This is a genomic window from Rhodanobacter soli (assembly GCF_040548735.1).
Taxonomy (GTDB): domain Bacteria; phylum Pseudomonadota; class Gammaproteobacteria; order Xanthomonadales; family Rhodanobacteraceae; genus Rhodanobacter; species Rhodanobacter soli_A.
In genome coordinates this window covers 80,095-104,367 of sequence record NZ_JBEPSD010000004.1, presented here as the reverse complement: position 1 = coordinate 104,367, position 24,273 = coordinate 80,095, and the positions used below count along the sequence as shown (strand labels likewise).

Genomic DNA, 24,273 nt, shown 5'->3' with positions numbered 1-24,273 from the left:
AGACGATCAGGGTCTTCGCTTGCGGGTCAGGGAGTTCGATCGCCATGCGTGCCACCCATTGGCTTATCGGTTGCGCCTTGTGCATTGCCGGGATCGGCGGCGCCGCGGCGACAAGTCTTGACACCGCCCAGGACCTGGACCCCTCGCACGCCGCGCTTGACAGCGCCAGCTCCCACGACGGCAATACCAGCAGCGGCGGCGATGCGCTGGGGCTGACCCGCGATTGTCCGCCGGCCAGCAACAGCGACAACTCCGGCAGCACCTCCGGCAATGGCAGCGGTCGCTCCGGCGGCGCTTCCTCCGCGCCGACGCCAACCCGCCGGCCGCATCTGGGCTGGCAATCGCTGCTGCCTGGGTCGATCCAGTAAGCGCTCGGCGTCATGCCGGGGCATTGGTGGCAATCGCTGCGGGCGCGTTTTGAGCCGGCGCCGATAACCGACCCACTGTGGCGACGCGCGCTGGCCGGCTGCCCGCTGGCACGCCGGCTCGATCCCGAACGGCAACAACACCTGCGCCGGCTGTCCGCCCTGTTCCTGGCACGCAAACGCTTCCATGCACTGGCCGGCGCCGTGCTGGACGATTACTGGCGCCTGCTGATCGCCATGCAGGCCTGCCTGCCGGCGCTGCAGCAGGGTGCCGCCAGCCTGCGCGGCTGGCGCGAGGTGCTGGTCTACCCGGGGGAGTTCAAGGTACGCCGCAGCCACCACGACGACCGTACCGGCGTAGTCACCGAGGGCGACGAGATCCGCATAGGCGAAGCGTGGGAACGCGGGCCGCTGGTGCTGTCGCTGGCCGACGTGCAACTGGACCTGGAGCAGCCTTGGGACGGCTACAACGTGGTCGTGCACGAGATGGCGCACAAGCTGGACATGCTCGATGGCCCGCCCGATGGCGTGCCGCCGCTGGTGAACATCCCGCGGCGACGCTGGATCCAGCAGTTCCAGCTGGCCTACGATCGCCTGGCCGCGATGCCGCAGGACAGCTGCGACAGCCCGATCGATCACTACGCCACCGAAAGTGCCGCCGAGTATTTCGCCGTGGTCAGCGAGCTGCATTACTCGCAGCCGGCGCTGTTGCGCGAGGCCGAGCCGACGATCGCCGAATTGCTGGCGGCGTTCTACGGCCGCTCGCCGGCCGAGGGCCGCGAGCCGGTCGGCTTCTGCCGCGCACGCTGATGGCCTTTCAACAGGTTCCGAGGCTCAGCTCGCCGGCAGGCTCACGCTGAAGCGGGCGCCGCCGAATTCCGGCGAGCGGTCGACCACCAGTTCGCCCTGGTAGGCATGCACGATGTCCTGCACGATCGACAGGCCGATGCCGTGGCCCTGCACCCGCTCGTCGCCGCGCACGCCGCGTTGCAGCACCTTCTCGATCTTGTCCTCGGCGATGCCCGGGCCGTCGTCTTCCACGCTCAGCCACAGGCCGGGCCGCTGCCGGCCGGCCTGGCGCTGCATCTTCATCACCAGCAGTACCCGGTGACCGGCCCACTTGAACGCGTTCTCCAGCAGGTTGCCCATCAGCTCCAGCAGATCGCCCTGCTCGCCGTAGAACACCGCACCTTCCTCGATGTCGAACTCGCACAGGACGTTCTTGGCGGCATAGACCTTCTCCAGGCCCTGCACCAGATCCTCGGCATGGCCGGCGATCGGCACCGCGCTGGCGAAGGTCTGGCGGCCGGACGTGGCGGCGCGTGACAGCTGGTAGGCCACCAGTTCGTTCATCCGCCGCACCTGGTCGAGCACGCTGCTGCGCCGCGCCGCCTCGTCGCCGGTCGTCGGCGATTCCAGCTGCGAGCGGATCACCGCCAGCGGCGTCTTCAGGCTGTGCGCCAGGTCGGCCAGGGTATGCCGGTAACGCGTGCGCTGCTCGCGCTCGTTGGTGATGAACGCATTGATGCGCTCGGTCAGGCCAGTCAGTTCCAGCGGGTACTGGCTGTCAAGTTGCTCACTGTCGCCGCGCTCGACCCGGCTCATGTCACTGGCCACCTTGCGCAACGGGGTCAGGCTCCAGCGCAGCAACAGCAGTTGCAGCACGATCAGCATCACGCCGAGGATCGACAGCCAGACCACCAAGGTGTGGCGGAACACCGCGCTCTCGCCTTCGAGCTGGTCCTCGGTCTGCGCCACCATCACGGTGAGCCGCACCGACTTCTTGTCCACCGTATCCAGCGCCACGCCGTAGCTGTAGTAGTACAGCCGGCCCATGCGGGTGTCGACCGGCCCCACGAACTGGCTCTGGCCCGGCTCCAGCGGCTTCAGGAAGGTGAAGTCGCGGCCGATCGCCGAGGACGACTCCCAGCGATAGCCGTGGTCGCCCAGCGCCACGGCGTACAGGCCGGAACCCGGCCGCGAGAAATTCGGGTTCGGCGACGTTTCCGGCTGCAACAACTTGCCGTACCGGTTGACATCGGTATTGGTGATGTACGCAATCGCGAAAGTCTCGAGCCGGTCATGCAGCGTGCGCAGCGCGCGCGCCTTGTTGGTCTGCGTCAGGGTGAGCCCGACCAGGCCGAGAAAGCCTGCCAGCACAAAACTGGTGGCGATCGCCGCGCGCGCCGCCAGTGAAAGCGGGCGGCGCGGCGACCTGCGCTCATTCGTCGTCGCCGTCGGTGCGCGGGATGGCAAAGCGGTATCCGCGTCCACGTACCGTCTCGATGGGTTTGAGGGTGCCTTCCGGATCCAGCTTGCGCCGCAACCGGCCGATGAACACTTCGAGCACGTTGGAGTCGCGGTCGAAATCCTGCTGGTAGATATGTTCGGTGAGATCGGCCTTGGAGACCAGCTCGCCGGCGTGCAGCATCAGGTATTCCAGCACCTTGTATTCGTAGCTGGTGAGGTCGACCAGCTTGCCCTCCACCGTCACCGTCTGCGCGGTGGTGTCCAGCTTGATCATGCCGCAGGCCAGGATCGGTTTCGACCAGCCGCTGGCGCGGCGCACCAGCGCGTTGATGCGCGCCAGCAATTCCTCGACGTGGAACGGCTTCACCAGGTAGTCGTCGGCGCCGTACTTCAGCCCCTCGACCTTGTCCTGCCAGCTGCCGCGCGCGGTCAGGATCAGGATCGGATAGCGCTGTCCATGTTCGCGCAGCGCCTTGACCAGTTCCATGCCGGACATCTTGGGCAGGCCCAGGTCGATGATCGCCAGGTCGAACGGCACTTCGCGGCCGAGGTAGATGCCCTCCTCGCCATCCTGCGCCGCATCGACGGCGAAGCCGTCCCGTTTCAGGCGTGCCGCCAGCGTCTCGCGCAACGGCGCCTCGTCCTCCACCAACAGGATGCGCATCAGCGTTTCTCCTTGCGGCCCGCGCTCTTGGCGGGCAGGTTCTTGGTTGACTGGGTAGATGCCGGATTCTTGCCTGATTCGGAAGAGACCACCATCACCTTGACGTGACCATCGGGAGTAAGCACCTTGATGCGGTACTCCTGCCGATGCCCGACCCCCCGCTGCTCGGCCGACAGTATCTTGCCGCCGGTGTCCTCCTGCACCTTGAGCACTGCCTGGTCCAGGGTCACCGCCGACCCGGCCGCCTGCGCCAAAGCCGCCCCGGACACGCCGGTGCACAGCGATATGAACAGAGCAAGGATGAAGTTTTTGTGCGTTGTCATGCGTGAAGTTCCCGCCTGGCAGCTGCCGAAACGTCCAGCCTAGGCAATCAGGCCTGAATACTGACCGGACGGACGGTAGCTGTCACGCTGCCGCCGCGCAGGGCGCCTGGGCCTGTTCCAGCAAGGCCCAGCCCGCGCCCGGCAGATGCGCGCCCTCGCTGAGCGTGCGGCGGAACGCGCGCGCGCCCGGTTCGCCCTGATACAGGCCGAGCAGGTGCCGGCTGATGTGCTTCAGCGCGGTGCCGCGCGCCAGCTCGGCCTCGACGTACGGCCGCAGGCGCTGCAACACGCTTTCACGCGTGGGCAGCGGCTCGCCGTGCAGTGCATGCTCGACCTGCGCCAGCAGGTACGGGTCGTGGTACGCGGCGCGGCCCAGCATCACCCCGTCCAGTTGCGCCAGATGCGCCTGTACCTGTGCCACCGTGGTGATGCCGCCGTTGATCACCACCACCAGTTCGGGGAATTCACGCTTGAGCCGGTACACCCGCGCGTAATCCAGCGGCGGCACCTCGCGGTTCTCCTTCGGCGACAAGCCCTTGAGCCAGGCCTTGCGCGCGTGCACCACCAGCACCCCGACGCCGGCCTCCAGCATCAGCTCGGTGAAGTGCTGCAGCCCGGCGTAGTCGTCCTGGTCGTCCACGCCGATGCGGCACTTCACCGTCACCGGGACGCTGACCGCGTCGCGCATCGCCTTCACGCACTCGGCCACCAGCGCCGGCTCGTACATCAGGCAGGCACCGAAGCGCCCCGACTGCACCCGGTCCGACGGGCAGCCCACGTTGAGGTTGATCTCGTCGTAGCCGGCCTCGGCGCCAAAGCGCGCCGCCTGCGCCAGTTCGTGCGGATCGCTGCCGCCCAGTTGCAAGGCCAGCGGATGTTCCTGCTGGCTGTGCTCGAGCAGGCGTAGCTGTTTGCCGCGCACCAGCGCCGCACTGGTCACCATCTCGGTATACAGCCGCGCCCGCGGCGTCAGCAGCCGATGGAAGTAGCGGCAGTGCCGGTCGGTCCAGTCCATCATCGGGGCGACGGATAGACGCCAGGGTGACGCGCAGGCGGAGTCGTTCATCCGCATAGTGTAAAGGCAGCCCGTTGCCCACTAGGGTGGGTTGCCAAGCCGGTCGCGGGCGAACCGGACCCGTTCGCGGGGCCTATTGGCGACCGGGGCTGTGAAAACCAAGGCCAAGCAGGCGCCAGTTATGCGAATTGATGACTCCGGTTACGCGTCCTCAAGTTGACCGGTCCGATGATTCCTTTCCCGCCTTCCCGGCCACTTGCCGGCTCCATCGCTCGCGTGCAGAACCAAGAACGTCCTGCATCTCGGAGAAAATGATGTCGACGACCCTGGGGTCGTGATCCTCCGAGGTGCTGAACTCGAGTTTGCGCTTGAGATCTTTGAGCGCGTAGTAGAGCGTTCTTTCGTGGATCCATAACTCACCGGGCTTGCGCAAACCCTCGATGGAGGTAGCCAGGCCGGCGACCGCCGTGGTCAACACGATGGCGACGTTGCTTGACGTCTGCAGTTCGGGCGCGGCAAGCGCCAGCCCGGCCAGGACCGTCGACAGCGCAGTAAGGGAAAAGGCCAGGTAGCGCAGTTTCCGGTGCAGCTGCTTATGCCCTCTCGACTCTTTGTCGAACCAGTCGATGTGGGTTGCCAGCTGCATCGCAAGACATTCGTTCTTGTCCATCGTCCAAACTCCGCAAGTGGCCAATGCTTCGAGGGATGTCCTGATCGGTTGAACTGGAAACGGGCTTTCAGGCCGGTGGGCGAACAAGCGGCAAGCTGCCTTTTCGGCAAGCCGGACATGGATCGTTGCTGCGGCCCCTGCCTTGGAAGCTCAGCCGCCTGCCGGCACGGGTCGCTGCACCGTCAGCCGCAGCCGTCCCTTGAAGCCTTTCTGCGAAGAAAGTGGAATCAGGTAGCCCTCCGGCCGGGACTCGGCCAGGGTGCCGAGCCCTTCGCTGGATTGCTCGTCGGCGAGCACGTAGCGCACGTTCCAGCCATCGCCGCTGCGCGTCGCCCGGACTACCACGGTGTCGCGGAACAGGTATTCGCCCTCGACGTGCTTGTCCAGCCACAGCTTGTTGTCGATGGTGTAGCCGGTGGTCGATACGGTCAGCTCCACGCTGAACACGACGGTATTGCCGGAGGTGATCTTGCTGGTGTCGAGGAACGCCGAGAACAGCACCGGCGAGCGCGGCGCCGCCAGCCCGGCGTTGTCCGGTCGCAGCAGTTCGTCGAAGCCGCGCAGGATCGCGCTGAAGGTATCCCGGCGACGCTCGGTCAAGCGGTAGCTGTTGGTGCCGCGCGGGGCCACGGTGGCCTCGAAGTAGTACGAAGCACGCACCTGTTTGCCGTCGTCCTTCGCTTTCTGCACCGAGGCCGGCAGCGGCAGTACGTCCACCTCCAGCACACCGTCCACGCGCATGTCGCCGAACAGGAAGCGCACCAGGTTCTGGTAACCCTCCTCGGAATTGACCACGCCGTATACGCCGCTGTGGCTGCGGTAGGCGAAGGCGCGCGGCGCTTCGCTCACGGTGGCGTTCTCGATCTTCACCAGGCCGTCGCTCATCTCGCCGGCGAGCTTGCGCGAGATGCCGAGCGCCGCCTCGTAGTCGCGATGATTGGTGCCGACGAAGCAGAAGAAGCGTTGCGGATCGAACTTGCCGTCCAGCGTATCCACACGCTCCGGCGTGCCCTTCAGGCCGAGGTAGCCGGCCATGTTCTTGCGGTTGAAGTTATTCATGTCCCACAGGCCGAGCACCGCCGGCACATTGAAGCCGACCATCTCGATGCCGTTGTGCGGTGTGGCGTAGGTGAATACCTTGTCCACCATGGCACGGTCGGCGCCGGTGCTGATCTTGTCGTTCTGCAGGAAGCTGCGGCATACCAGTCCACCCATCGAATGGGCGACCAGGTACACGCGGAACGCCTTTTTCCGCGCCGCATCGGTGCCGCAGACCTGGTCGCGCAGCTGGCGGATCAGGTCGCGCAGGCCGGTGGCGGCTTCGACGATCGACAGCACCTTGCCGTCGCCCAGGTCGGTGTCGGCCGTTTCGTAGTAGCGGTAGATGACCACGCTGCGCGCCGGCAGTTCGCCGCTGATCTCGCTGCCATCGGCGTAGACGTCGCGGTAACCGTAATCCTTCATCAACCGCACCAGCGGGGACTCGAACACATGGCGTCGCACGGTGCCGTCCCAGGCCTGGCGCAGCTTGGTGGAGCCGAGATTGAAGCCCATGTACGGCGTGGCGACGGTATCGGCGATCTCGTTCGCCGTCATCGCGTAGCCGCGGACGTAGATGATGGGAAAGTACGGAGCAGTCAGCGGATCCATCGGACAGTTTCCTTGGCCATGATTCGGATGCCGGGGCTGAGGCGCGGTGCACTCAGGGATTGCCGGGCTTCGCCGGCTTGGCGCGCGTCCGCTTGCGCTTGGCGCTGCCGGCCGCCGCCGTGGACTTGGCGGCGCCCACCGCGGGCGCGGTGAGCAGGTCGTGGCCGTGCGTCTTGGACGAGGCGCGCAGCAACTCGCACAGGCTGTCGAAGCGGCAGCAGCATTCGTCGTAGGCGGCGTTGTCGCCGGTGACGCCGAGCACCGCGTGGTGATGCAATCCGCGCGGCGGCAGCGCAGCGGGCGCCGTGCCGCTCATCGGCCAGTCGAGCAGGCCGTTGCCGGCCACTCGCGCGGGAATCAGCCAGTAGTCGCCGATGGCATACAGCCCGCCCGCTTCGAAGCTGACCTGGATGCCGTCCTCCAGCGCGATCGGCGCGCCTTCGGCCACGGCCTGCACGCCTTGCGCATTCACCGCCTCGCGCTGATCCCAGCGACGCAGCAGCGGATGTCGGCGCGGGTCGTCGTCCAACGGCCACGGCGTGGTGTTCTTCGGCACGTTCAGGGTGACGCTGCAGCTTGCCAGGTCGACCGCGATCACCTGCAGCAGCGGGTACGCGCGCTGCCCCAGCGTGTAGCGGTCATCGACCAGTTCGACCCAGTCGTTCGCCGCCAGCCCGAGCCGGGCATCGCGGCCGAGCCGGACCAGCGTCACCGTCAGCTGCGCGCTGCCGTCGTCTGCCGCTGCGCCGAGGTCGCTGCGCGTGACCGCGAACACCACCGAGCCGTTCTCGCGCGACCACTTGAAGCTGGCCGTGCCGGCCGGCCCGCCCCGGTGGATCTCGACCCGGTACAGCTGGTTCTCGCAGCCGCGGTAGCGCGCGTCGGCGGCGATCACGCAGGGATCGTTGTCGGATTCCTGCGGCCCCAGTTCCGCGCGCAGCCGCGGCAGCGCATACGCCGCGCGCGCACCGAGCAACTGGCGCAGCATCGCGCAGGGTGAAGCGTTGGCCTGGCCGTTCCCATCGAGGCTCTTGCGCAGCTTGGCCACCTCGGCGATCTGCTGCTTGACCGCAGCGACGTCGGCCGGGTTGCCGGCGGCATCCTGGCGCGTCTTCAGTGCCGCGGCGACGTCGTCGAGCTGCTGTTGCGCCCGCGGCTGGTCGAGCATGCGCAGCTGCCATACCACCTGCGCGCGCGAGGCGGTGTCGACGCCGTCCAGCGCCACGTCGGCGATGCGCGGCGCTTCCACCGCGCACAGATGCCGCTCCCACACGTCGAGCCACAGCGCAAAACCCGCCGGCGGGTTCTCGAAGCCGCTCTTGCCGTCGGCCACGCCGAAGTCCGGTGTGGGCGCGTACGGTTGCTGCGCCAGCGTGCACACGGCTTCGTTCACGCACAGGATGCCGTCGACGTAGAAATGCCCCGGCGCCAGCTGCCAGTCGGTCAGCGGCAGCGGCTTGCTGCTGCCGTCGGCGTTGGTGGTGCTGCCGGTGATGGCGAAACCGCCGCCTGCCGCCCAGCACGGGCCGACCAGGTCGCGCACCAGGGTGCGCAGCAGATGCAGCTGGATGTGCGCCTGTTCGTTCCAGTCCGCCTCCAGCAGCACGCGTCCCTGCTGCTGGAACACCTGGCTGTAGTGCAGGGTCGGGTCGAAGCTGACGCGTGCGAAGTCGCCTTTCATGGTCGATCTCCTAATTCGCGAAAAGAATGCCGGCGTCCGTGCCCGCCGGAACGTATTCGGCCAGCCGCGCCGCGAGGTTCGCCTCGCGCTGCGGTTCGTACAGGTCGTGGTAGACGCCCATCGCCGAACGGTCGGACGCGCCGCTGCGGATTTCCACGCAACAGCCGTCGGCCAGGCGCAGGTAGTGCGGCGTGCCGTAGCGCCGGCTGCGGAACTGCGGCATCACGCGCAGCCGTTCGTGCGCGCGATCGGCCGCGGCGACCGCGGCCAGCGCCAGGTCGGGCTGGCAATGGAAACGACGCGGCGTGCGCGAACCGTGCGCCACGTAGCAGAAGCGCACGCAGCCCTGCTGCCGGCGCAGCACGCGCAGCGGGCTGGCGAAGATCGAATCCTCGGCCAGCGCGATGCCATGCGCCTGCACTTCGCCGATCACCGTGCAGCGGCGGAAGCTGGCCTCGACATAGGCCACCGCCTCGTCCGGCGCACCCAGCGCCACGCGCTCCATGCCGGTGGCGTCGAGGATGCTGTCGCACAGTTCCAGCGGCGGTGGCTCGCCGCGGCGCTCGGGGCTGATCACGGCGATCGCGCCGAGGATGCTGTGCTCGACGCGCAGCGCCGCGCGCGTGCCGTCGAGGGTGATGCTGGGTTCGCCCGGACGCTTCGGGTCGCAGTCGCAGTGCAGTGCCCAGCCAGGCACGAGGGTGCAGTGGCGGATCAGCAGCTCGCACAGGTCGTCGTCCGTGGCGGCCTCGTCGCCCGGCCCGTGCACCTCGATGCCGCGGCCCACGACCAGCAGGCCGTCCAGCAGCACGCGGCTGCCGGCGCGGCCACTGACGCTGAGCGCGTCCGGCTGGCTGGCACGCACATCGAGCAGGCGCAGCACCGGCCGCGTGCGTTCGGCGGCACGCAGCTGGATCGCCTCGCCCGCATCGAGCTGCAGGTCGATGCTGCCCTCGTACACGCCGCTTTCGGCCAGCTCGATCACCAGCGCGCGCAGCGCCGGCGTGGTCGCCTTGGCCTGCACCCACGCCGTCAGCGCGTCGGCGATGCTGCCGAAGTGGCCGGCCGGCCAGTTGCCGCTCGCCGCGCGACCCGGCAAGGTGGCATGCACCACATAGCGGGTGGCGCCTTCCAACTCCGGCGTGACCCGCGCGTACTCGCCGCCACCGAGGTCGGCGGCGAAGCCGTACTGGTAGCTCACCCACACGCCGCGCTTCGGCCGCTGGTTGGCCGGGAACATCAGGCGGCCGCGCTCGGGGTCGAGCGCCACGCGCCCGCGCGGCACCTGGCCGCGCCAGCCGGACAGGTCGGCCGGGATCAGCGCATCGCGCGGCACCGGCACGCCCTGGCCTTTCGCCGGCCAGTCCGGCGCCCACACCTGCACGCTGCGGCCGTCGCCGTAGAGTTCGGCCGACACGCTGGCGTAGTCGGCCAATGGACCGCGCTCGGCGAAACGCCAGCGGCGCAGCGGCAGTGGCAGGTTGCGCTCGTCGGCGATGTGCGTGGGTTCGGTTTCCGCGACCGGACGCTGGAACAGCGGCGTGTCGTTGCCGAGCACGCTGAAGCTGAAGCACTGCGGGCCGCGTTCCTCGATGCAGTATGCCGGCGTGCAGTTCACCGGGTAGCTGCGCAGGCGGCAGGCGAACACGCCGACCGCGGAGATGTTGTGGCGGCCGTGCCGATGCCGGCTGCCCATGCGCCGCAGGTCGACACTGTGCGCGAACGGATCGAACGCGCCGTTCGCCCAGCCGAGCCGTTGCAGCCGCCCCGGATCGCGCAGGTCGGCCGTGCCGCCGCGCTGCGGATGCGGGTGGTCGAGATGCTGCATCCAGCCGAGCCGGCGGTAGAACTCCACCGCGCGCGCCGGCCAGCCCGCCGCGTCGCGGGACAGGTCTTCCAGCAGCGACAGCGTGCCCTTGCGCCGGCGCGCGTCGATCGTGTTCGCCACGTCGGCGCGCGGTGCCAGCACGCGGCCGAGGCTGGCGTCGCGGCGGCCGTCCTCGCCCAGCGTGGCCGCCTCGGGCAACAAGGTGTAGCCGAGCAGGTCGCCGAGGTAGGGCACCACCCAGTCGTCGCAGGTCTCGATGAACCAGTTGTCGTACAGCCGGGCGATGTCCTGCTCGAGCACGTCGGCCTGGCTCGACAGCACGCGCAGAAAATCGCGCAGCGGGTAACCCTGCTCCGCATCGCGCATGCGGTAGACCACCGGCAGCAGGTCGTACAGCCGATCCGGACGCGCAGTCATGGCGTGGCCTCCTGCAGCAGCAAGGTGTCGGGGACGTTCGGCGGCAGATAGGCCAGTTGCGCCGGGCGCAGCATGCCGTTGTCGTCGTAGCGGGCAGGAAGCACCTGCACGCGCGGCGGCACCGTCGTCGTCGCGGTCGTGACGGCGACGTGGCTCGTCAACGCGGCGCCATCGCCACCCTTGCCGTTGTCGCCGCCGGCGCCGAAGCCGGCCAGCAGGGTCGCCTCGTCGAGGCTGCCGAACGCGTCCACGTCGACCCAGGCCACGCCGCGCACCGCCTGCATGCAGGCAACCAGTTCGCTGAGATAGACGTTCTGCGCCAGCAGGCGCCGCTCGAAGCCGAACGCATCCAGCAGCGCCGCGCGCACGGCCGGCTCGACCGACTCCCACGCGAAGTCCGGCAACAGCCCCACCTTCGCGCTCACGGTCAGCGCCAGCAGCTCGCGCACGCCCAGGCGCACGGGCAGCGAGGGATCGCCGTACTGCTGCAACGCCTGCAGCAGGTTGCGGTAGAGGTCGGAGGTGGCATCGATCGGCGCATCGGCGGCGCCGGCTATGGTGACCTGCACCAGGCTGCCCAGCTTGACCGCCGCCGCCTTGCCGACGCCGCCGAACGTGCGTGCGAAGTCGGCGTAGTCCGCCACCGAGACCAGCCGGTCCAGCGCCAGCACCGCCAGCGGCGCGTTGCGGCGCGCCTGGTTGCGCGTCTCCGCGTCGGCGCCGCCGGAGGCGCGCAGCGGGTTGACCACGTCCTTGACGCCGAGCGGCCGGGTCGCCAGCAGGCTGACCTGCCCCGCGCGCACGTTGCCCGGCGTGCCGATGCCGTTGCGGTAGGTGGCGACGATGTTCTCGACGCCGGCGGGCAGCCGCGCGCCGTGCATGCCGTCGCCGAACTGCACGGTGGTCTTGCCGTCGTCGTCGGTGGCGGTGACGAAGTTGCGCCCGGCCGCGCCGGCGAAGGCGAGGTTGCGCGTCTCGTGCCACTGCATGCCGTTGACGCGCAGCGTGAGCGTGCTCTGCACGCCGTCGACGGTGGCGGCGGAAACCCAGGTCAGTGGCGACTGCTTCAGCACGAACGCCTGCATCGACGACGCGCCACTGCCGCTGCCGAGCACCTCGTTGCGCGTCTCGCCATGGCTGGCGCGCACCACGTTGGCATGCACCGCCACGCTGTCGCGCACGTAGCTGTATGCCAGGCCCTGGTTGGCGAACACCAGGGTGCTGTGCACGGTGTCGCCCGGCAGATCCGCATCCGCGCCCTGCTCCACCGCGGCCAGCATCACCAGCTCGGCGGCGCTCACCGCATCGGTACCCGGCACGTCGCTGCGCCGGCCTTCCACGATCACCCAGCGACCGGCCTTGAGGCCGTCGACGGCGCTGTCGAGGGTGAGCCGGGTGGCGCTGTCGCTGGTCGTGCGCGATGCACCGTCATCGGCAACCCGGCCGACCGTGTCGGCGATGGTCAGCTCGGCCAGCGACAACGGTTCGCTCTGCGCATGCACCTGCGTGCTGCGCAAGGCCGTCATGCTTGGTACCTGCCACACCACCGAGTCGCCATCCACCGACGGATCATCCAGCGTGATCTCGGTGGTCTTGCCGCTGATGCCGTAGCTCAGCTGCGGATGAACCCGCACGCTCTTCACCCGCGCCACCGTGGGAACGTCACCAGACGGATGGATGACCAGGTAACTACCCGCCATCACACCGTCGTAGCCATTGTCCAGGCGCACGACATTCGGATCTTCATCCAGCGAAAGCTCGGTGGTGGCGACCTTCGAGGTCGAGCCACCATGGCCATCGGGCGTCTGCGTGATGGAGATGCTTTGCGGCGCGTTGTAGCCGAACAGCGGCGCGGCCACGCGCAGCACATGGACGCCGCTCAGCGCCGGCGAAGGCTCGCCCTGCGGCACGCTGGTCCAGGCGCGGTAGAAGTTGTCGGCCAGCCGCGCCTCGAAATTCAGCAGCAGCTGCGGGCGCACGTCGCTGGCCTTGCCCAGCGCGCTGACGACGTTGCGTTGCAGGCGGAAACGGCTGGCCGGTTGCAAGGTCGGCGTGAGCGTCAGCGCGGCGAACAGCGCGCCGAAGCCGCCCGGCGGCCCGGCGGACGGCGGAGCCGTGCCGAACGCCGCATCCACCGCGCTCTTGAAATCGTCGACGGCTGGCGGTCCGGCGGGAATGCCATCCAGCCGGCGATTCATCAGCACGTCGAAGCTGCCACCGTTGTCGCCGCCCAGCAGCAGATCCCTGCGCGCGGATTCGATGCCTTCCAGCCATCTTTCGCGATGGGGTCCGGCGGCCGATGCGTTCAGCGCAATGATCGCCTTGTTCGCCGCCGCCACGATCTGCGCCGTCGCCGCTTCGACCGGCTGCAACAACACCTTGCTGCGCCCGCTCTGCTGTTGCACCTCGACCGACCGCACCAAGCGGATCGCCTGCACACCGGTGGCGAGGTCGCCGAACAGGAACAGCAGGCGGTCGTTCGGCCTGAGGTTGCTGGCGGTGCCGGCGATCCACAGCTCGCCGAGCCCTGCGACGTTGTCGAGCGTGATGTTCTGCGGCCGGGTCAGCCGCGGCCTGAGCGCGTTCCACTCGAAGCGCGCGTCCAGCGGCTCGGCGGTCTCGAAGGTCTGCATCTGCTCGCCCGGCGCGGGCACCGACTGCGCGCGGGCGCCGGCGGGAATGGTCACCGGCGGCGAGTCCTTTTCCACGGTGTAGGCGAGGTAGACGCTGGCGGCCACGCCGGGGCGCAGGCGGTAGTCGACCAGCCGCGCCAGCTCCAGCACCGAGCGCCGCTCGGTGGCAGTGCGCAGGTAGCCTTCGTTGGCGATGCGTTCCTGATAGAAGCTCAGCACGTCGGCGCCGACCGCCCAGGCGTCGAGCAGCGCCATCGCCGGGTCGTCCGCCTCGCGCGTGCGCAGTCCGGCCAGCGCCGGCAGTGCGGCATCGCTGAGATCGCGCTGCATGGTGGCGCGGAAGTCGGCGTACGTACCGACACGGTACGCAAGGCTGGACAGCCCCGGCCGGTTGTACAACGGCAACGGCGTGCCGGCGGTCGCGCCGCAACCGCAGGCGCAGGCATGCCTGCCACAGGCGCTACAGCAGCTCATCGGCCACCTCCCATATCGAAGCTGATGCTGCCGTGGTCGGGATGGTCCGGGTCGTTGTCGACCTGGGCGATTTCGCGCGCGGCCAGGTGCAATACGCCGTCGTCGGGCACGCCGTCATCGCCGCCCTCGGCGCGGACCAACGTGGTGACTTCGACGTGGGCCACGCCGGCGATCGACTGCGCCTCGGCCAGCAGTGCGCTGGCGAACACCGGCGCACCCAGCCTGAGCCGGTCCGGATGGAAGAAGCCGGGCGTGCCGTCGCGGCGCAGGCCCGTGCCGAAGCGGTCGCGCAGCTCGGCCTCGACGTGGGCGACGAGAAAGTCCGGCAGCACGCAGACGAACAGTGCGATGCGCAGCGGCACGTAGCAGGCCGCATGCACCTCGACGTCGTGTCCGATGCGGCGGTAGCGCTCCAGTTGCGTCCTGATCCGCCGCGCCAGTGCCGACGGCAGGTTCTCGCAGCCCAGCGGGTCGACCATCACGTCGACCGCGTACCAGCTGCCGCTCCACTCCAGCGCGGCAGCGGCGCCCTGCAGCTCCGGCGCCTGCGCGGCGAACCTCGCGTAATCGTCGGCGACGACTGCGCGGAGTGATTTGGCGCGGAACGCGCCGGGTGCGTACAGCTTCACTTCGGCCAGGCTCTCCGGCGCGGTGCCGCCGCTGGCCGGCAGCGGGTTGCGCGGCTGCAGCTCGGCGGACAGCACGCCCGACTTCAGCGCCAGCCACACGATGCTGTCGCGGCCCACGTTGCCGGCCGGGCCGTTGCCGATGCGCGAGGCGGCGCGGAAGAAGTCGCCGGCCTGCGGCTGCGCGCCCAGCACGCCGTCGCCGAAGCGCAGGTGGGCGGCGCCATCGTCGTCGACCTCGACCACGAAATGGCGATCGTCCGGGCCGCTCTCCAGCAGGTCCTGGCGCGGCAGCCAGCGCCAGCGCGGATCGGGCGTGCCGGCCACCAGCACGTCGGCCAGCGCACCGCCGTAGACGGCGAGCTGCGGCAGCGCCTGGCGCGGGTCGCGCGCCAGTAGCCGGCACACCGGCGCATGCGGCGGCAACGGTTCGGCCCAGGTCAGCGGCGCGTCCGGCAACACGTGGCCGGTGTCGGCGGGCGGGCGGCGCACGTCCTGCACCGCGCCGTCGCAACGGCAGCAGCCGTATTGCGTGCTACCCGGCACCAGCCAGCAGTCCTCGGCCAGCGTGCCGCAGCGCGTGCAGGCATCCGGCATCGCGGCGAGCGCGGCGGTCAGCCCGGGATAATCGCCGTCGCTGTCGCCGGGCAGGCAGATCGCGGTGGACGTGCACTGCCCGCGCACGTGTTCGCCGTGGTCGACCAGCAGCACGTTGCCGCGCGCCAGGCTGACGTCGTGCAGCCAGGCGCAGTCCGGCGCCGGCGTGCGCACCGACAGGCACAGGTCGAACGGCAGTGCGTCGCAGGCATCCCACGCGACTTCCAGCAGCAGGGTGCCGTCCAGCGGGTCGACGGACGTCCGGACGTCCGTGAGGCGCACGGCGTGGCGATGCGCGGGATCGGCGTCGGCCGGGTTGCCGGTCTGCGGTCCCAGCACTTCCTCGAAGATAAGCAGGTCGCCGGCCGCGAGCTTCAGCGCGCGCTGCGGCGGCGCGACCGCGGCGGCATCCGTCGCTGCCGGCGGCGCCGGCGGCGCCGTGTCGACCAGGGTCGCGCGCGTGCTGCCGCGCGGCAGGCAGCACAGCTCGTCGCCCCAGCTGTGCAGCCGGATCGCACTGTGCGCGGCGACCACGTCGAACGTGGTCATGCCGTCCAGCAGCATCGGCTCGTAGATCAGCGCGCCTTGCGCACGCGCCGTGTCGAGCTGGGCCGCGTCGATCACGCCGGGTTGCGGATGGCCCGGCCCGGACGGCGGCGCCAGCAGCAGCAGGTTGGCCAGTTCGAGGCTCAGGTCGTTGCTGCTGGCCAGCGTCACCAGCGCGCGCGCATTGCAGCCCTCGTGCATGCGGTAGTCGACCAGCCGCGCATGCCGGCGCACCGAGATGCGCTTGCGCGCGGTGCCCAGGTAGGCCTCGGTAGCGACCGCGTCCTGGTAGTAGCTGAGGTAGTCGGCGGTGTACGCCAGCGTCTCCACCAGCGCGATGCCGAGGTCCGGCACGTGGCGCTCCTGCCAGGCCGGCATGTCCAGCGCGAGGCGGTCGAGGAACAGCTGGCGGAAGCTGGCGTAGTCCTTGGCGAGGTAGTTGATCTCCGGCGCCGGTGGCGATGCCTTCACGCAGGGCGCCTCGTCCGCGCAATCCAGCGTCTTCGCGCAGTCCAGGCGGAAGTGCAGCGTGGCGCAGGCATAGCGCGGATCGAAACCGGGATACACCAGCCAGCCGGCCGGGTCGTTGCCGGAAGCCGCATCCACCAGGCACAGGCAGTACGCCGTGTGGTCGCCTTCGCGGTCGAGCAGCACACGCAGGCAGGCGTCGTCGTGCATGTCCGGTTCCAGCTCGGGGTTCACGCTGAGCACGCGCAGCCCGGTGATGCGGTCGCCGCCGGTGATGCGCACGTTGGCCATGCCGAGGCCTTGCGGGATGTCGCCGAACAAATGCACGCACAGGCTGATGCCGTCGTCGCCGACCTCGACGTAGTCGATGCCGTTGAGCGTGCCGGCCAGCCGCAACTTTTCGCGTCGCGCCGGCACGCTGCAGGCCGGCAGCGGCGCGCAACCGATCGTGGCGTGACTCGCATGGGCGTTCGCGCGGTTCATGGCAGGCTCCGCACGAAGCTGTCGCTGCGCGTGTCGCCGCTGGCGCGCACGGTGTAGCTGAGGTCGACGCGCAAGGCGGCGTCCTCGCTGCTCACCGCCAGCGAGCCCACGTCGATCACGTCGCCCAGCCAGCGCTGCAGCGCCGCCTGCAAGGTGAACTGCAGCGCGGCGGCCAGCTCCGGGCTGTTCGGCGCGAACACCAGCTGCAGCAGGCCGCTGCCGAAGTCGGGCCGGTTCACCCGCTCGCCCGGGCTGGTGAACAGCAGCTGCTCGATCATGTCGCGCACGTGCTCGTCGTCACCGGTCTCCGCGGTGCGTCCGCGCGGATCGAAGTGGAACGGATAATCCATATTTTCTTTGGCGATATTCATGGGCGTCCTCACATCGCGGTGACGCGCGTTTGGCTGGCGACGATCAGCAGCGGCGTGCCGGTCGGCGCGCAGATCGCCTGGCTGTCGAAGAGCAGCAGCGGCTGGCCGTTGGAAGTGACCCGGGTGGCGGCAGTGACGAACTGCGCGCTGATGCACGGCCCGTTCGCCGCCGTGGGCGGCGGCAGCGCGCAGCCAGCGACCAGCCACGGCGCGGCGAGCGTCACCGTGGGCTGGCCGCTCACCGCGACGCGCGGATTTGGGGCGGTGGCCTGCGCCTGGCCGCCGTGTGAACAGAGCACGCTGGCACCGACATGAATGAGGAAGCCCGGCATCGTGCATCTCCTACGTCACGACCAGCGCGCCGTTGTTGATCGTCACCGTCGGCCCGGCGAGCACGATGGTGGCGCCCTGGCCGTTGGAGATCGTGATGCCGACCTCGTTGACCATGATCATCGCGCCGGTGACGCTCTTCAGCAGGATGCCGCCGGCCGGCCCCGGCAGGTCGCTGATCGCGATGGTGTTCTGCAGGCCCGACTGCAGCACCACGCTCGGGCTGGCCGGATTGCCGGCCAGCGCCAGCGCCGGCACTTCCGCTGCGCTGCCCCAGAAGCCGCCGACCCAGACCGGATAATCCGGATCGCCCTGCTCGAACTCGATCCACACGCCGGCGCCGATCTGCGGCACCACGTACACGCCGCTCTGCTTGCCGGCGATCGGCACGCACGGCATCGCCCAGCTCGACGGGATCAGCCCGGACACGTCCGGCACCATCACCTGGATGCGCGCGCGCTGTTCCGGGTCCACGTTCTGGACCACCGTGCCGCGGTACTTGCCGTAATAGCGGTTCATGACGGCACCAGCGGCACGGTGGAAACCAGGCCCTTGCGCGACAGCTGGAAGCTCTGCCTGTACTCGCCGCGGCGGATCGTGTGGCGCACCTGGGTGACGTAATGCAGGCCGTCGAACGCGGGGCCGACGCCGCGCACGCCGACCAACTGGCGCGGCTTCAGCACGCGGCCGTAGCGCACCACGTCGAGGCTGCCGCGGCCGGTGACGGTGTCGGCGGATTTCGCCGCCTCGGCCATGCCCAGCAGCAGTGCGCGCTGCGGCGAATACTTCGCGGTCTCGGGCAAGGGGCGGAACTGCTGCGGCGGCGGATCGATCAGGCCCAGCGGCGGATTGAGCGGGCCGATGTCGGGAATCGGCAGCGGCAACGGCACCTTGGTCTGCTCGTTCTGGATGTAGACCACCGGCAGCTGCCGCGCGTTGCCGTCGTAGCTGAAGCTGAGCTCGTCGACGTTGCTGGCCGCGTCCATGTCCGCGTTCAGCGCCGGCTGCGGCACGCCCACCTTGATCTTCGGCCCCCAGTACGCGGTGCTCATGCCGGGCAGCGGGCCGGGGTCGAGGTAGAACACGTAGCCGACGCGCTCGGCCAGCAGGCGGATGTACTCCAGGTCGCTGCCCTGTTGGGTCGGAATGCGGTTGGTCGGGATCGGCACGTCGATCGCGATGCTGGGAATCACCAGCGGCACGATGCCGAGGAACGCGTACTTCGCCAGCAGCAAGGCCACGATCGCCTCGGCCGGCATCGCCGGATACGGCAGGCCGGGCAGGCCGGAAAACTCCAGCTTGGTCATCACCGCGGTGAGGTCGTCGCCGGTGACCTGCAGCGTGGTGTGGCGCTGGTCCGCGCCCGGCACCACTTCGGTGCGGGTCACCACGCCGTCGATCAGCACCTGCGGCATGCCGTTCACCGTGACCACCACGATCACCCGCAGCAGCGGCACCACGCCGCCGCCCGAGAGCAGGAACAGCGTGTGCAGCGGCGACTGCACGCTCAGCGTGAACTGCAGGGTGAACGCGCCGGCCCCCTCGTCCGGCGCGTTCACCTCGACCCGGGTGAGCGCGTCCAGCACGGGCTGCGGCACCGGTACCGGCACCACCGGCCCGACCAACAGCGTCAAGTGCACGCCTTCAAGCATGCGGCACCCCCGGAATGCCTTCGGGCAAGGTGATGCGCAGCGGCTTGCCGATCGTCTCGGTCAGCTCCTCGGGACGCAGCGCGCGGTTCGCGTCGCACAGCCGCCAGAATTGTTCGGGATCGCCCAGGTACTTCGCCGCGATGTTGTCCAGCCGCTCGCCCTGCACCACGCGATGCCACTGCAGCAGGGCGAGGTTTTCCGGGGGCGGCACGAAGCGGCGCTTCAGGTATATCACCACCGTGCCGTCGGCGCGCACGAAGCTCGCGGTGGGCGTCAGCGCATAACGGCTGGTGGGCGGAAAGTTCAGGTTCATCACGGCACTCCACTGAGGCCGAGCGCGGACAGCTGGCCGCCGGCGCCGCTGGCCAGGCGCTCCTTCTGTTGCAGGTAGCTCATGAACAGGCTGGCGGCCTTGTGCCCGCTTGGCACGTCGTTCACCGACAGCACGCGCAACCCCAGACTGACCTTGGCGCGGATCGGGTTCAGCGCCGTGTCGAACGCTTCCTCGGTGATGCCGAACTCGGTGACGCGCACCGGCAGGATGCGTGACTTGCTCCACACGAACAGCGCCAGCGGCGTCTCCATCGGCACGATTTCCAGCGTGCCGATTTGCGCCAGCAGGTCGTTCGCGCGCAGCTGCCCGCTGTTCGGATAGACCATCGTCTCCAGCGCGGCCAGCTGGGCGAAGATGCCGGACTGGGCGACGCCGCCGTTCTGCTCCGGAAATTCCAGCTGGTCGGTGGCGTCGATCTCCGCCTCCAGCTTCAGCGTCTCCACCGGCGGCCCCTTCAGGCGCAGCACCTCGGAGCGGTCGCCGCCGTCCGCACTGACGGCCTGCACCTGCAGCGAGCGGGTCAGCGAATCGGGGTTGTACTGCAGCGCGATCACCCGCAGCACCGCCGAGTTGGCCGCGTCGATCAGCACGATGCCGCCCTTCAGGATGCGCGGGGAACCGGGGAATCCGCTCATGGCACGTGGCCGTAGCCGAGCAGCTTGTCCATCCGGCTCAGCACATAGGAAAAGCCCTGCACGCGCGGGCTGCGGTTGCCCTCGATCGTGTACAGCATGCCGTCCTGCACCGAGTGCACCAGGCCGGTATGGCCCAACCAGCCGGCCAGGCTGACCCGCCACCACACCACCACGTCGCCCGGCTGCGGCAGGTAACCGCTGCCCGGCGCCGACGCCCAGCCCTGTTGCTTGAACTCGGCCAGCAAGGTGCGCGCGCTGGCGATATAGGTGAACGGCATCGCCGCCTTGTCGCCACCACTTGCCTGCATGAAACACCAGCTGACGAAACCGGCGCACCACGAATCGCCTTCGTCGAGACCGGCCGGCGCGAGGTATTTGCGCACAAACGGACCGCGGTTGTTGCCGCCGATCTCGCGCGCGTTCGCCTTCAACTCGCCGATCGCCGCCGCGAGTGCGGCACGGCCGAGTTGGCTGCCGCCGTTCGCCGGCAGCGTGGTGTAATCGACCGCGGTCGGCGTCTTGATGAACGGCTTCGGGTTCTGCAGGCTCCACCAGCTCAGCGGCCCGACCACACCGTCGACCACCAGCGGCTGGCCGTGCTGGTCGAGATTTTGCGCCTGGAATGCGCGCACCGCCTGCCACGTCTTCGTGTCGAACGTGCCGTTGGCATCGACCGCGTAGCCACGCTGCGCCAGCAGCTTCTGCAGTTGCCGCACCTGCGGTCCCTGGTCGTTCTTGCGTAAGGTGTCCATCGTCATCGCTCCATCGGTCATGGGTTGCCGCCTGCCCTTGCCGCACGCAGCACGGCAGCGCTGATCCTAATGTTCGGATCGATCCGGCGGGCGGCGTCGACATTCGCCTGGGCCCGTTGCGGCTGGCCCAGCACCACGTAGGCCTTGGCCAGCGCGGCATGCGAGGCCGCCGGCAACGGTGCGGCGGTACTCTGCAACTGGCTGGCGATGGCGGCGATCTGGCGCTCGCGCTCGCGGGCCACCGGCGCGGGAGTCGGGGACGCGACGCTGGCGGTGCCGGCCGACGCCCCCGTCGCCACCGCAGGCGGCACGCTGCCGGATGCCGGCGCGCTGGTTGCAGCGGCTGGCGGCGCGATGATCCGCGCACCGGCCTGCACCTGGTTCAACTTCGCGGTGAGCACCGGCACCAGGGTGGCCTGCACCTGCGCCGACGGCTTCTCGCGCAGCACCGACTTCGCCAGGTCGTACGCCTTGTCCACCTCGCCGATCGCGCGGTAGCCGTCCGATACCTGCGCCTGCAGCTGCGGATTGCCGACCGCGCGCTGCTCGAGATTGGCCAGCGTCTGCTCGGCCTGCTGCTTCTGCGCCGGATCGGCCGGCGCCTGCGGCTGCGTGCGGATGCGATCCAGCTCGACCGTGTCCTGGCTGAACTTCACCGCCTGGATGCCGGGGAAGCCCATCAGCACGATCGCGAGCACGATCAGCGCCATCGCCATCTTGAAGTCGCGTCGCTGCACGATCATCACGGTGATCGCCGCCAGCGCGAACACGAACAGGATGAAGCCGCACACCAGCATCAGTTTTTCGTAGCCGAGCAGGCCGTCGAAGACGTTCATGGCAAGGTGTCCATCAAGGTTTACCCGGCGTGTCGAAATTGAATGGCCCCGGGATCTTTATGCCGAACGATTTCTGCGCCGCCTCCAGCACTTCCGCGCTGCATTCGACGGCACTGGGCTCGTCCCGCGCCGGAACGCCGGGCTGGCGTTCACGCACCACCTGCGTGCGCTCCAGCACGATGGCTGCCCGGCGCATGAGCTCGTACGCCTGTTCGCGCTGCCGGCCGAATGGCATGCGCTCGAATTTCGCTCGGCCCGCCGGGTCGGCAGGCGCCAGCGGGTCGGGCGTGCCCTTCTTGCCGAGGAACTCGTCCACGGCGCCGCGCTCCATGTCCGGCCCTTTCGGCTCGGGCTCCTGCTGGCCCTGTTCCGGCGGCAGCTCGCTCTCGCCGCTTTGCCTGGCGCCGGACAGATCGCAGCCGGCGCACACCTTCGGGTCCGCCAGCCAGTCGCGGGCTGCCTGCGCCCGCTCGATGGCCAGCGCCACGTTGCCTTCGAACTGCGGCGCGTGTTCGGAACCGCGCGGTCCCTCGGGCGAGGTGAAACCCTTGATGGAGGTGACCCGGTAGCCCTGTTCGTTCAGTGCCTGGATGTCGGTCGGCAACCGGAAATCCTTGCGCACCTCATGCCTGGCGTGCCGGAAGAACACGTAGCGCGTCTGGGTCTCCGTCCGCTTCTGCGCCGGCACCTCCGGCACCGCCGGCACGTGGGTGATCTTCTCGCAGGCGAAGGTGATCTTCTGCTTGCCCTTCTTGTGACAGTCCACGGGCTTCGTGGCCGCGCCGCCACCGATGTCGAGGGTGAACATGCACGATCCCGCCCGCGGGTCGCAATTCACGCCACCCTTCACGGTCACGTCCTTGGTCTGCACCTCCACCGACCCACCGGCACCGGCGACGCCCTTGTCGTCCAGCTTGACCGACGGCGTGAGCGACACCGTGAAGCTCGAGCCCTGGATGAAGGTGATCTTCAGCTCGGGATTGATGGCGACGCCCTTCAACGCGTCGGAACCCGCCACCATGTTGGCGACCACCGAGCCGAGCGCCTTCGGTATGTCCACGCCCGGCTGCAGGTTGACCTGGATGTTGCCCTTGCACAGGGAGATGTCCAGCCAGATTTCCTTGAGGCTGGCGCCTGGCGTGACCGAACCGTGGAAGCCCGGCACCGGCGGTCCGTCGGCGGCCGTCATCGTCACCCGGTAATCGGAACCGTCCGGGCAGTGCACCTTGCGCACATCCGGGCCGTCGCCCGCGCTGGCGGCGCAACCGCGCATCTGCCGGCGCATCACCCCGCCACCGCTGGGCGCAACGGAAACCCGCTCACCACGCGTCACCGCGTCGGCCGCCCGATCGGCGGCGATTTCGGAGGCGTCTCCGGGTTGCCCGATCGCCAGCGAGGCGTGCAGGCCGCCCGCGCCGGGGTCCTGCAGCGTATGCGCCAGCTCGTGCGCGAGCAGGTGGCGGCCCGCCGGCGTGCCCGGTGCGTACTGGTGAGTATCGAACACGACATGGCTGCCGACGGCGTAGGCAAGCGCTCCCACGGCGCGCGCGGATTCAGCGGCGTGGCCGTCGTCGTGCACACGCACGCGGCTGAAGTCGCTGCCGAAACGCGGCTCCATCCAGTTCCGGGTCGCGGGTTCGAGCGGCCGCCCCGGAGTGGCGAGCACGTCGTGCACGAGCCGCGGCACCATCGGCGATGCCGCACCCTCGCGGCTGCTTCGCCGCAGCCGCTTCTTCGCGCAATCCGCGCATTCGCCACCACCCGGCACATGCGTGCCGCAGGCGCATTTGCGCTGCAGCAGTGCGCCGTGAACCGCCGGCGCCGGCCTCACCGCCATCCTGGCGCTGCGCTCAGCCATGTCCGTTTCCGGCGCGCGCCGCCGTCCTCTTCGCCGCCAGCTTCGCCTTGCGCAATGCGGCGAGGAAGGCGTCGAGCTTGCCCGCATCGAGTCCGCGTTTCTTCTTCGTGGTGTCGATCGCGTCGATGATCGCGTAGGCCTCGTCGCAGTACTTGACGAGGAAGGCCCAGCTCATCTGCTGCTTGCGGCCCCAGGTGACGCAGACCGGGCCGCTCTTCGTGTAGCCGGGCACGTAGACGTAGTGGCCGTTGCGCGGATTCGGCTGGCCGGCCTTGCCGCTCACCACCGCCCACGGCTTGCCGGCATAGAACTGGGTCAGCGCGGCATCGGGCAGGGTGAAGCCGAGGCCCACGCCGATGTCCATGAACACCGCACGCTTGACCTCGCTGCGCCTGGCCTGGTCGATCTGCGCGAAAGCCTTGATCCTGTAGCGCCGTTTGGCCGCGAGCCAGCCCTTGCTGCGCCACTCCTTCAGCGAATCGAGCACGACCAGGCCGCTGTCGACGCCGCCGCTCTCGTTGAAGTACTCGTGCAACACGTCGTTGTCGCTGATCTTGATCAGCTTGTTCTGCTCGGCCTTCTCGAAGCGCAGGGTCTGGTGCGCGCGGCCGGCGATCACGCAGTCGCCGTACTCGTCGTTGCCGAACATCGGCGTGGGGATGCCATGATGCACCACGTCGAAGTCGTACTCGGCCGGCAACGCCGGCGGCGCCTTCAGCAAGGCGGCGAACATCAGGTTGCGGTCGTCGCGTTTGGCCTTCCGTTTGCCGAAACGCACGATGCCGTCGGGACGGGGTTTTGGTATCGCTCTCATG

The 24,273-nt window shown here is 69.2% G+C and carries 22 protein-coding genes; 2 read left to right on the top strand and 20 right to left on the bottom strand.

The window, feature by feature from the left end; genetic code table 11:
• Positions 1–44 precede the first annotated feature (44 nt).
• Together ABIE04_RS17135 and ABIE04_RS17130 are read left to right on the top strand one after the other, a co-directional pair.
• Complete coding sequence (locus tag ABIE04_RS17135; RefSeq protein ID WP_354553012.1) at positions 45–368, top strand: hypothetical protein; 324 nt, start codon at positions 45–47, stop codon at positions 366–368.
• A gap of 12 nt (positions 369–380) precedes the next feature.
• Positions 381–1,175: a zinc-dependent peptidase gene (locus ABIE04_RS17130; protein WP_354553010.1), complete on the top strand. Its 795-nt coding sequence runs from the start codon at positions 381–383 to the stop codon at positions 1,173–1,175.
• Between the two features lie 24 nt (positions 1,176–1,199).
• On the opposite strand, the gene ABIE04_RS17125 is transcribed toward ABIE04_RS17130, so the two are convergent.
• From ABIE04_RS17125 to ABIE04_RS17030, 20 genes are all read right to left on the bottom strand, one after another.
• Positions 1,200–2,621: an ATP-binding protein gene (locus tag ABIE04_RS17125; protein ID WP_354553008.1), complete on the bottom strand. Its 1,422-nt coding sequence runs from the start codon at positions 2,619–2,621 to the stop codon at positions 1,200–1,202.
• The gene (locus tag ABIE04_RS17120; RefSeq protein ID WP_056391729.1) at positions 2,587–3,279 is read right to left on the bottom strand and encodes a response regulator transcription factor; all 693 of its coding nucleotides are present in this window, start codon (positions 3,277–3,279) and stop codon (positions 2,587–2,589) included. Before ABIE04_RS17120 ends, ABIE04_RS17125 begins: the two co-directional genes overlap by 35 nt.
• Positions 3,279–3,602, bottom strand: a complete 324-nt coding sequence (locus ABIE04_RS17115; protein WP_354553005.1) for a PepSY domain-containing protein — start codon at positions 3,600–3,602, stop codon at positions 3,279–3,281. The genes ABIE04_RS17120 and ABIE04_RS17115 overlap by 1 nt, the downstream gene beginning before the upstream one ends.
• Positions 3,603–3,684: 82 nt before the next feature.
• The gene (gene dusA, locus ABIE04_RS17110) at positions 3,685–4,668 is read right to left on the bottom strand and encodes a tRNA dihydrouridine(20/20a) synthase DusA (RefSeq protein ID WP_354553003.1); all 984 of its coding nucleotides are present in this window, start codon (positions 4,666–4,668) and stop codon (positions 3,685–3,687) included.
• Between the two features lie 160 nt (positions 4,669–4,828).
• The gene (locus tag ABIE04_RS17105; RefSeq protein ID WP_354553001.1) at positions 4,829–5,287 is read right to left on the bottom strand and encodes a DUF4231 domain-containing protein; all 459 of its coding nucleotides are present in this window, start codon (positions 5,285–5,287) and stop codon (positions 4,829–4,831) included.
• Positions 5,288–5,437: 150 nt separating this feature from the next.
• On the bottom strand, positions 5,438–6,937 hold the full coding sequence (locus tag ABIE04_RS17100; protein WP_354552999.1) for an esterase/lipase family protein: 1,500 nt from the start codon (positions 6,935–6,937) through the stop codon (positions 5,438–5,440).
• A gap of 52 nt (positions 6,938–6,989) precedes the next feature.
• A complete protein-coding gene (locus ABIE04_RS17095) occupies positions 6,990–8,618 on the bottom strand; it encodes a DUF6519 domain-containing protein (protein ID WP_354552997.1) in 1,629 nt (542 codons plus the stop codon).
• 10 nt (positions 8,619–8,628) lie between these two features.
• Entirely contained in the window at positions 8,629–10,863 is a 2,235-nt protein-coding gene (locus ABIE04_RS17090) for a hypothetical protein (RefSeq protein WP_354552995.1), read from the bottom strand.
• A complete protein-coding gene (locus ABIE04_RS17085) occupies positions 10,860–13,970 on the bottom strand; it encodes a putative baseplate assembly protein (protein WP_354552993.1) in 3,111 nt (1,036 codons plus the stop codon). Before ABIE04_RS17085 ends, ABIE04_RS17090 begins: the two co-directional genes overlap by 4 nt.
• On the bottom strand, positions 13,967–16,690 hold the full coding sequence (locus ABIE04_RS17080; RefSeq protein WP_354552991.1) for a putative baseplate assembly protein: 2,724 nt from the start codon (positions 16,688–16,690) through the stop codon (positions 13,967–13,969). The genes ABIE04_RS17085 and ABIE04_RS17080 overlap by 4 nt, the downstream gene beginning before the upstream one ends.
• Positions 16,687–17,061, bottom strand: coding sequence for a GPW/gp25 family protein (locus ABIE04_RS17075; protein ID WP_354552989.1), 375 nt, complete (start codon positions 17,059–17,061; stop codon positions 16,687–16,689). Before ABIE04_RS17075 ends, ABIE04_RS17080 begins: the two co-directional genes overlap by 4 nt.
• A gap of 8 nt (positions 17,062–17,069) precedes the next feature.
• The gene (locus ABIE04_RS17070) at positions 17,070–17,393 is read right to left on the bottom strand and encodes a hypothetical protein (RefSeq protein ID WP_354552986.1); all 324 of its coding nucleotides are present in this window, start codon (positions 17,391–17,393) and stop codon (positions 17,070–17,072) included.
• A gap of 10 nt (positions 17,394–17,403) precedes the next feature.
• Positions 17,404–17,910, bottom strand: a complete 507-nt coding sequence (locus ABIE04_RS17065; protein ID WP_354552984.1) for a phage baseplate assembly protein V — start codon at positions 17,908–17,910, stop codon at positions 17,404–17,406.
• Positions 17,907–19,031: a hypothetical protein gene (locus tag ABIE04_RS17060; protein WP_354553101.1), complete on the bottom strand. Its 1,125-nt coding sequence runs from the start codon at positions 19,029–19,031 to the stop codon at positions 17,907–17,909. The genes ABIE04_RS17065 and ABIE04_RS17060 overlap by 4 nt, the downstream gene beginning before the upstream one ends.
• Before the next feature lie 4 nt (positions 19,032–19,035).
• Positions 19,036–19,356, bottom strand: a complete 321-nt coding sequence (locus ABIE04_RS17055) for a LysM domain-containing protein (RefSeq protein ID WP_354552982.1) — start codon at positions 19,354–19,356, stop codon at positions 19,036–19,038.
• Positions 19,356–20,012 (bottom strand): hypothetical protein, encoded by a 657-nt coding sequence (locus ABIE04_RS17050; RefSeq protein WP_354552980.1) that lies wholly within the window; start codon positions 20,010–20,012, stop codon positions 19,356–19,358. Before ABIE04_RS17050 ends, ABIE04_RS17055 begins: the two co-directional genes overlap by 1 nt.
• Positions 20,009–20,764 (bottom strand): CHAP domain-containing protein, encoded by a 756-nt coding sequence (locus ABIE04_RS17045; protein WP_354552977.1) that lies wholly within the window; start codon positions 20,762–20,764, stop codon positions 20,009–20,011. The genes ABIE04_RS17050 and ABIE04_RS17045 overlap by 4 nt, the downstream gene beginning before the upstream one ends.
• Before the next feature lie 17 nt (positions 20,765–20,781).
• On the bottom strand, positions 20,782–21,600 hold the full coding sequence (locus ABIE04_RS17040) for a hypothetical protein (protein ID WP_354552975.1): 819 nt from the start codon (positions 21,598–21,600) through the stop codon (positions 20,782–20,784).
• Between the two features lie 13 nt (positions 21,601–21,613).
• On the bottom strand, positions 21,614–23,458 hold the full coding sequence (locus ABIE04_RS17035; RefSeq protein ID WP_354552973.1) for an eCIS core domain-containing protein: 1,845 nt from the start codon (positions 23,456–23,458) through the stop codon (positions 21,614–21,616).
• Positions 23,451–24,272 carry a hypothetical protein gene (locus ABIE04_RS17030; RefSeq protein ID WP_354552970.1) on the bottom strand — a complete coding sequence of 274 codons (822 nt, stop codon included), beginning with the start codon at positions 24,270–24,272 and terminating at the stop codon, positions 23,451–23,453. The genes ABIE04_RS17035 and ABIE04_RS17030 overlap by 8 nt, the downstream gene beginning before the upstream one ends.
• Position 24,273 lies beyond the last annotated feature (1 nt).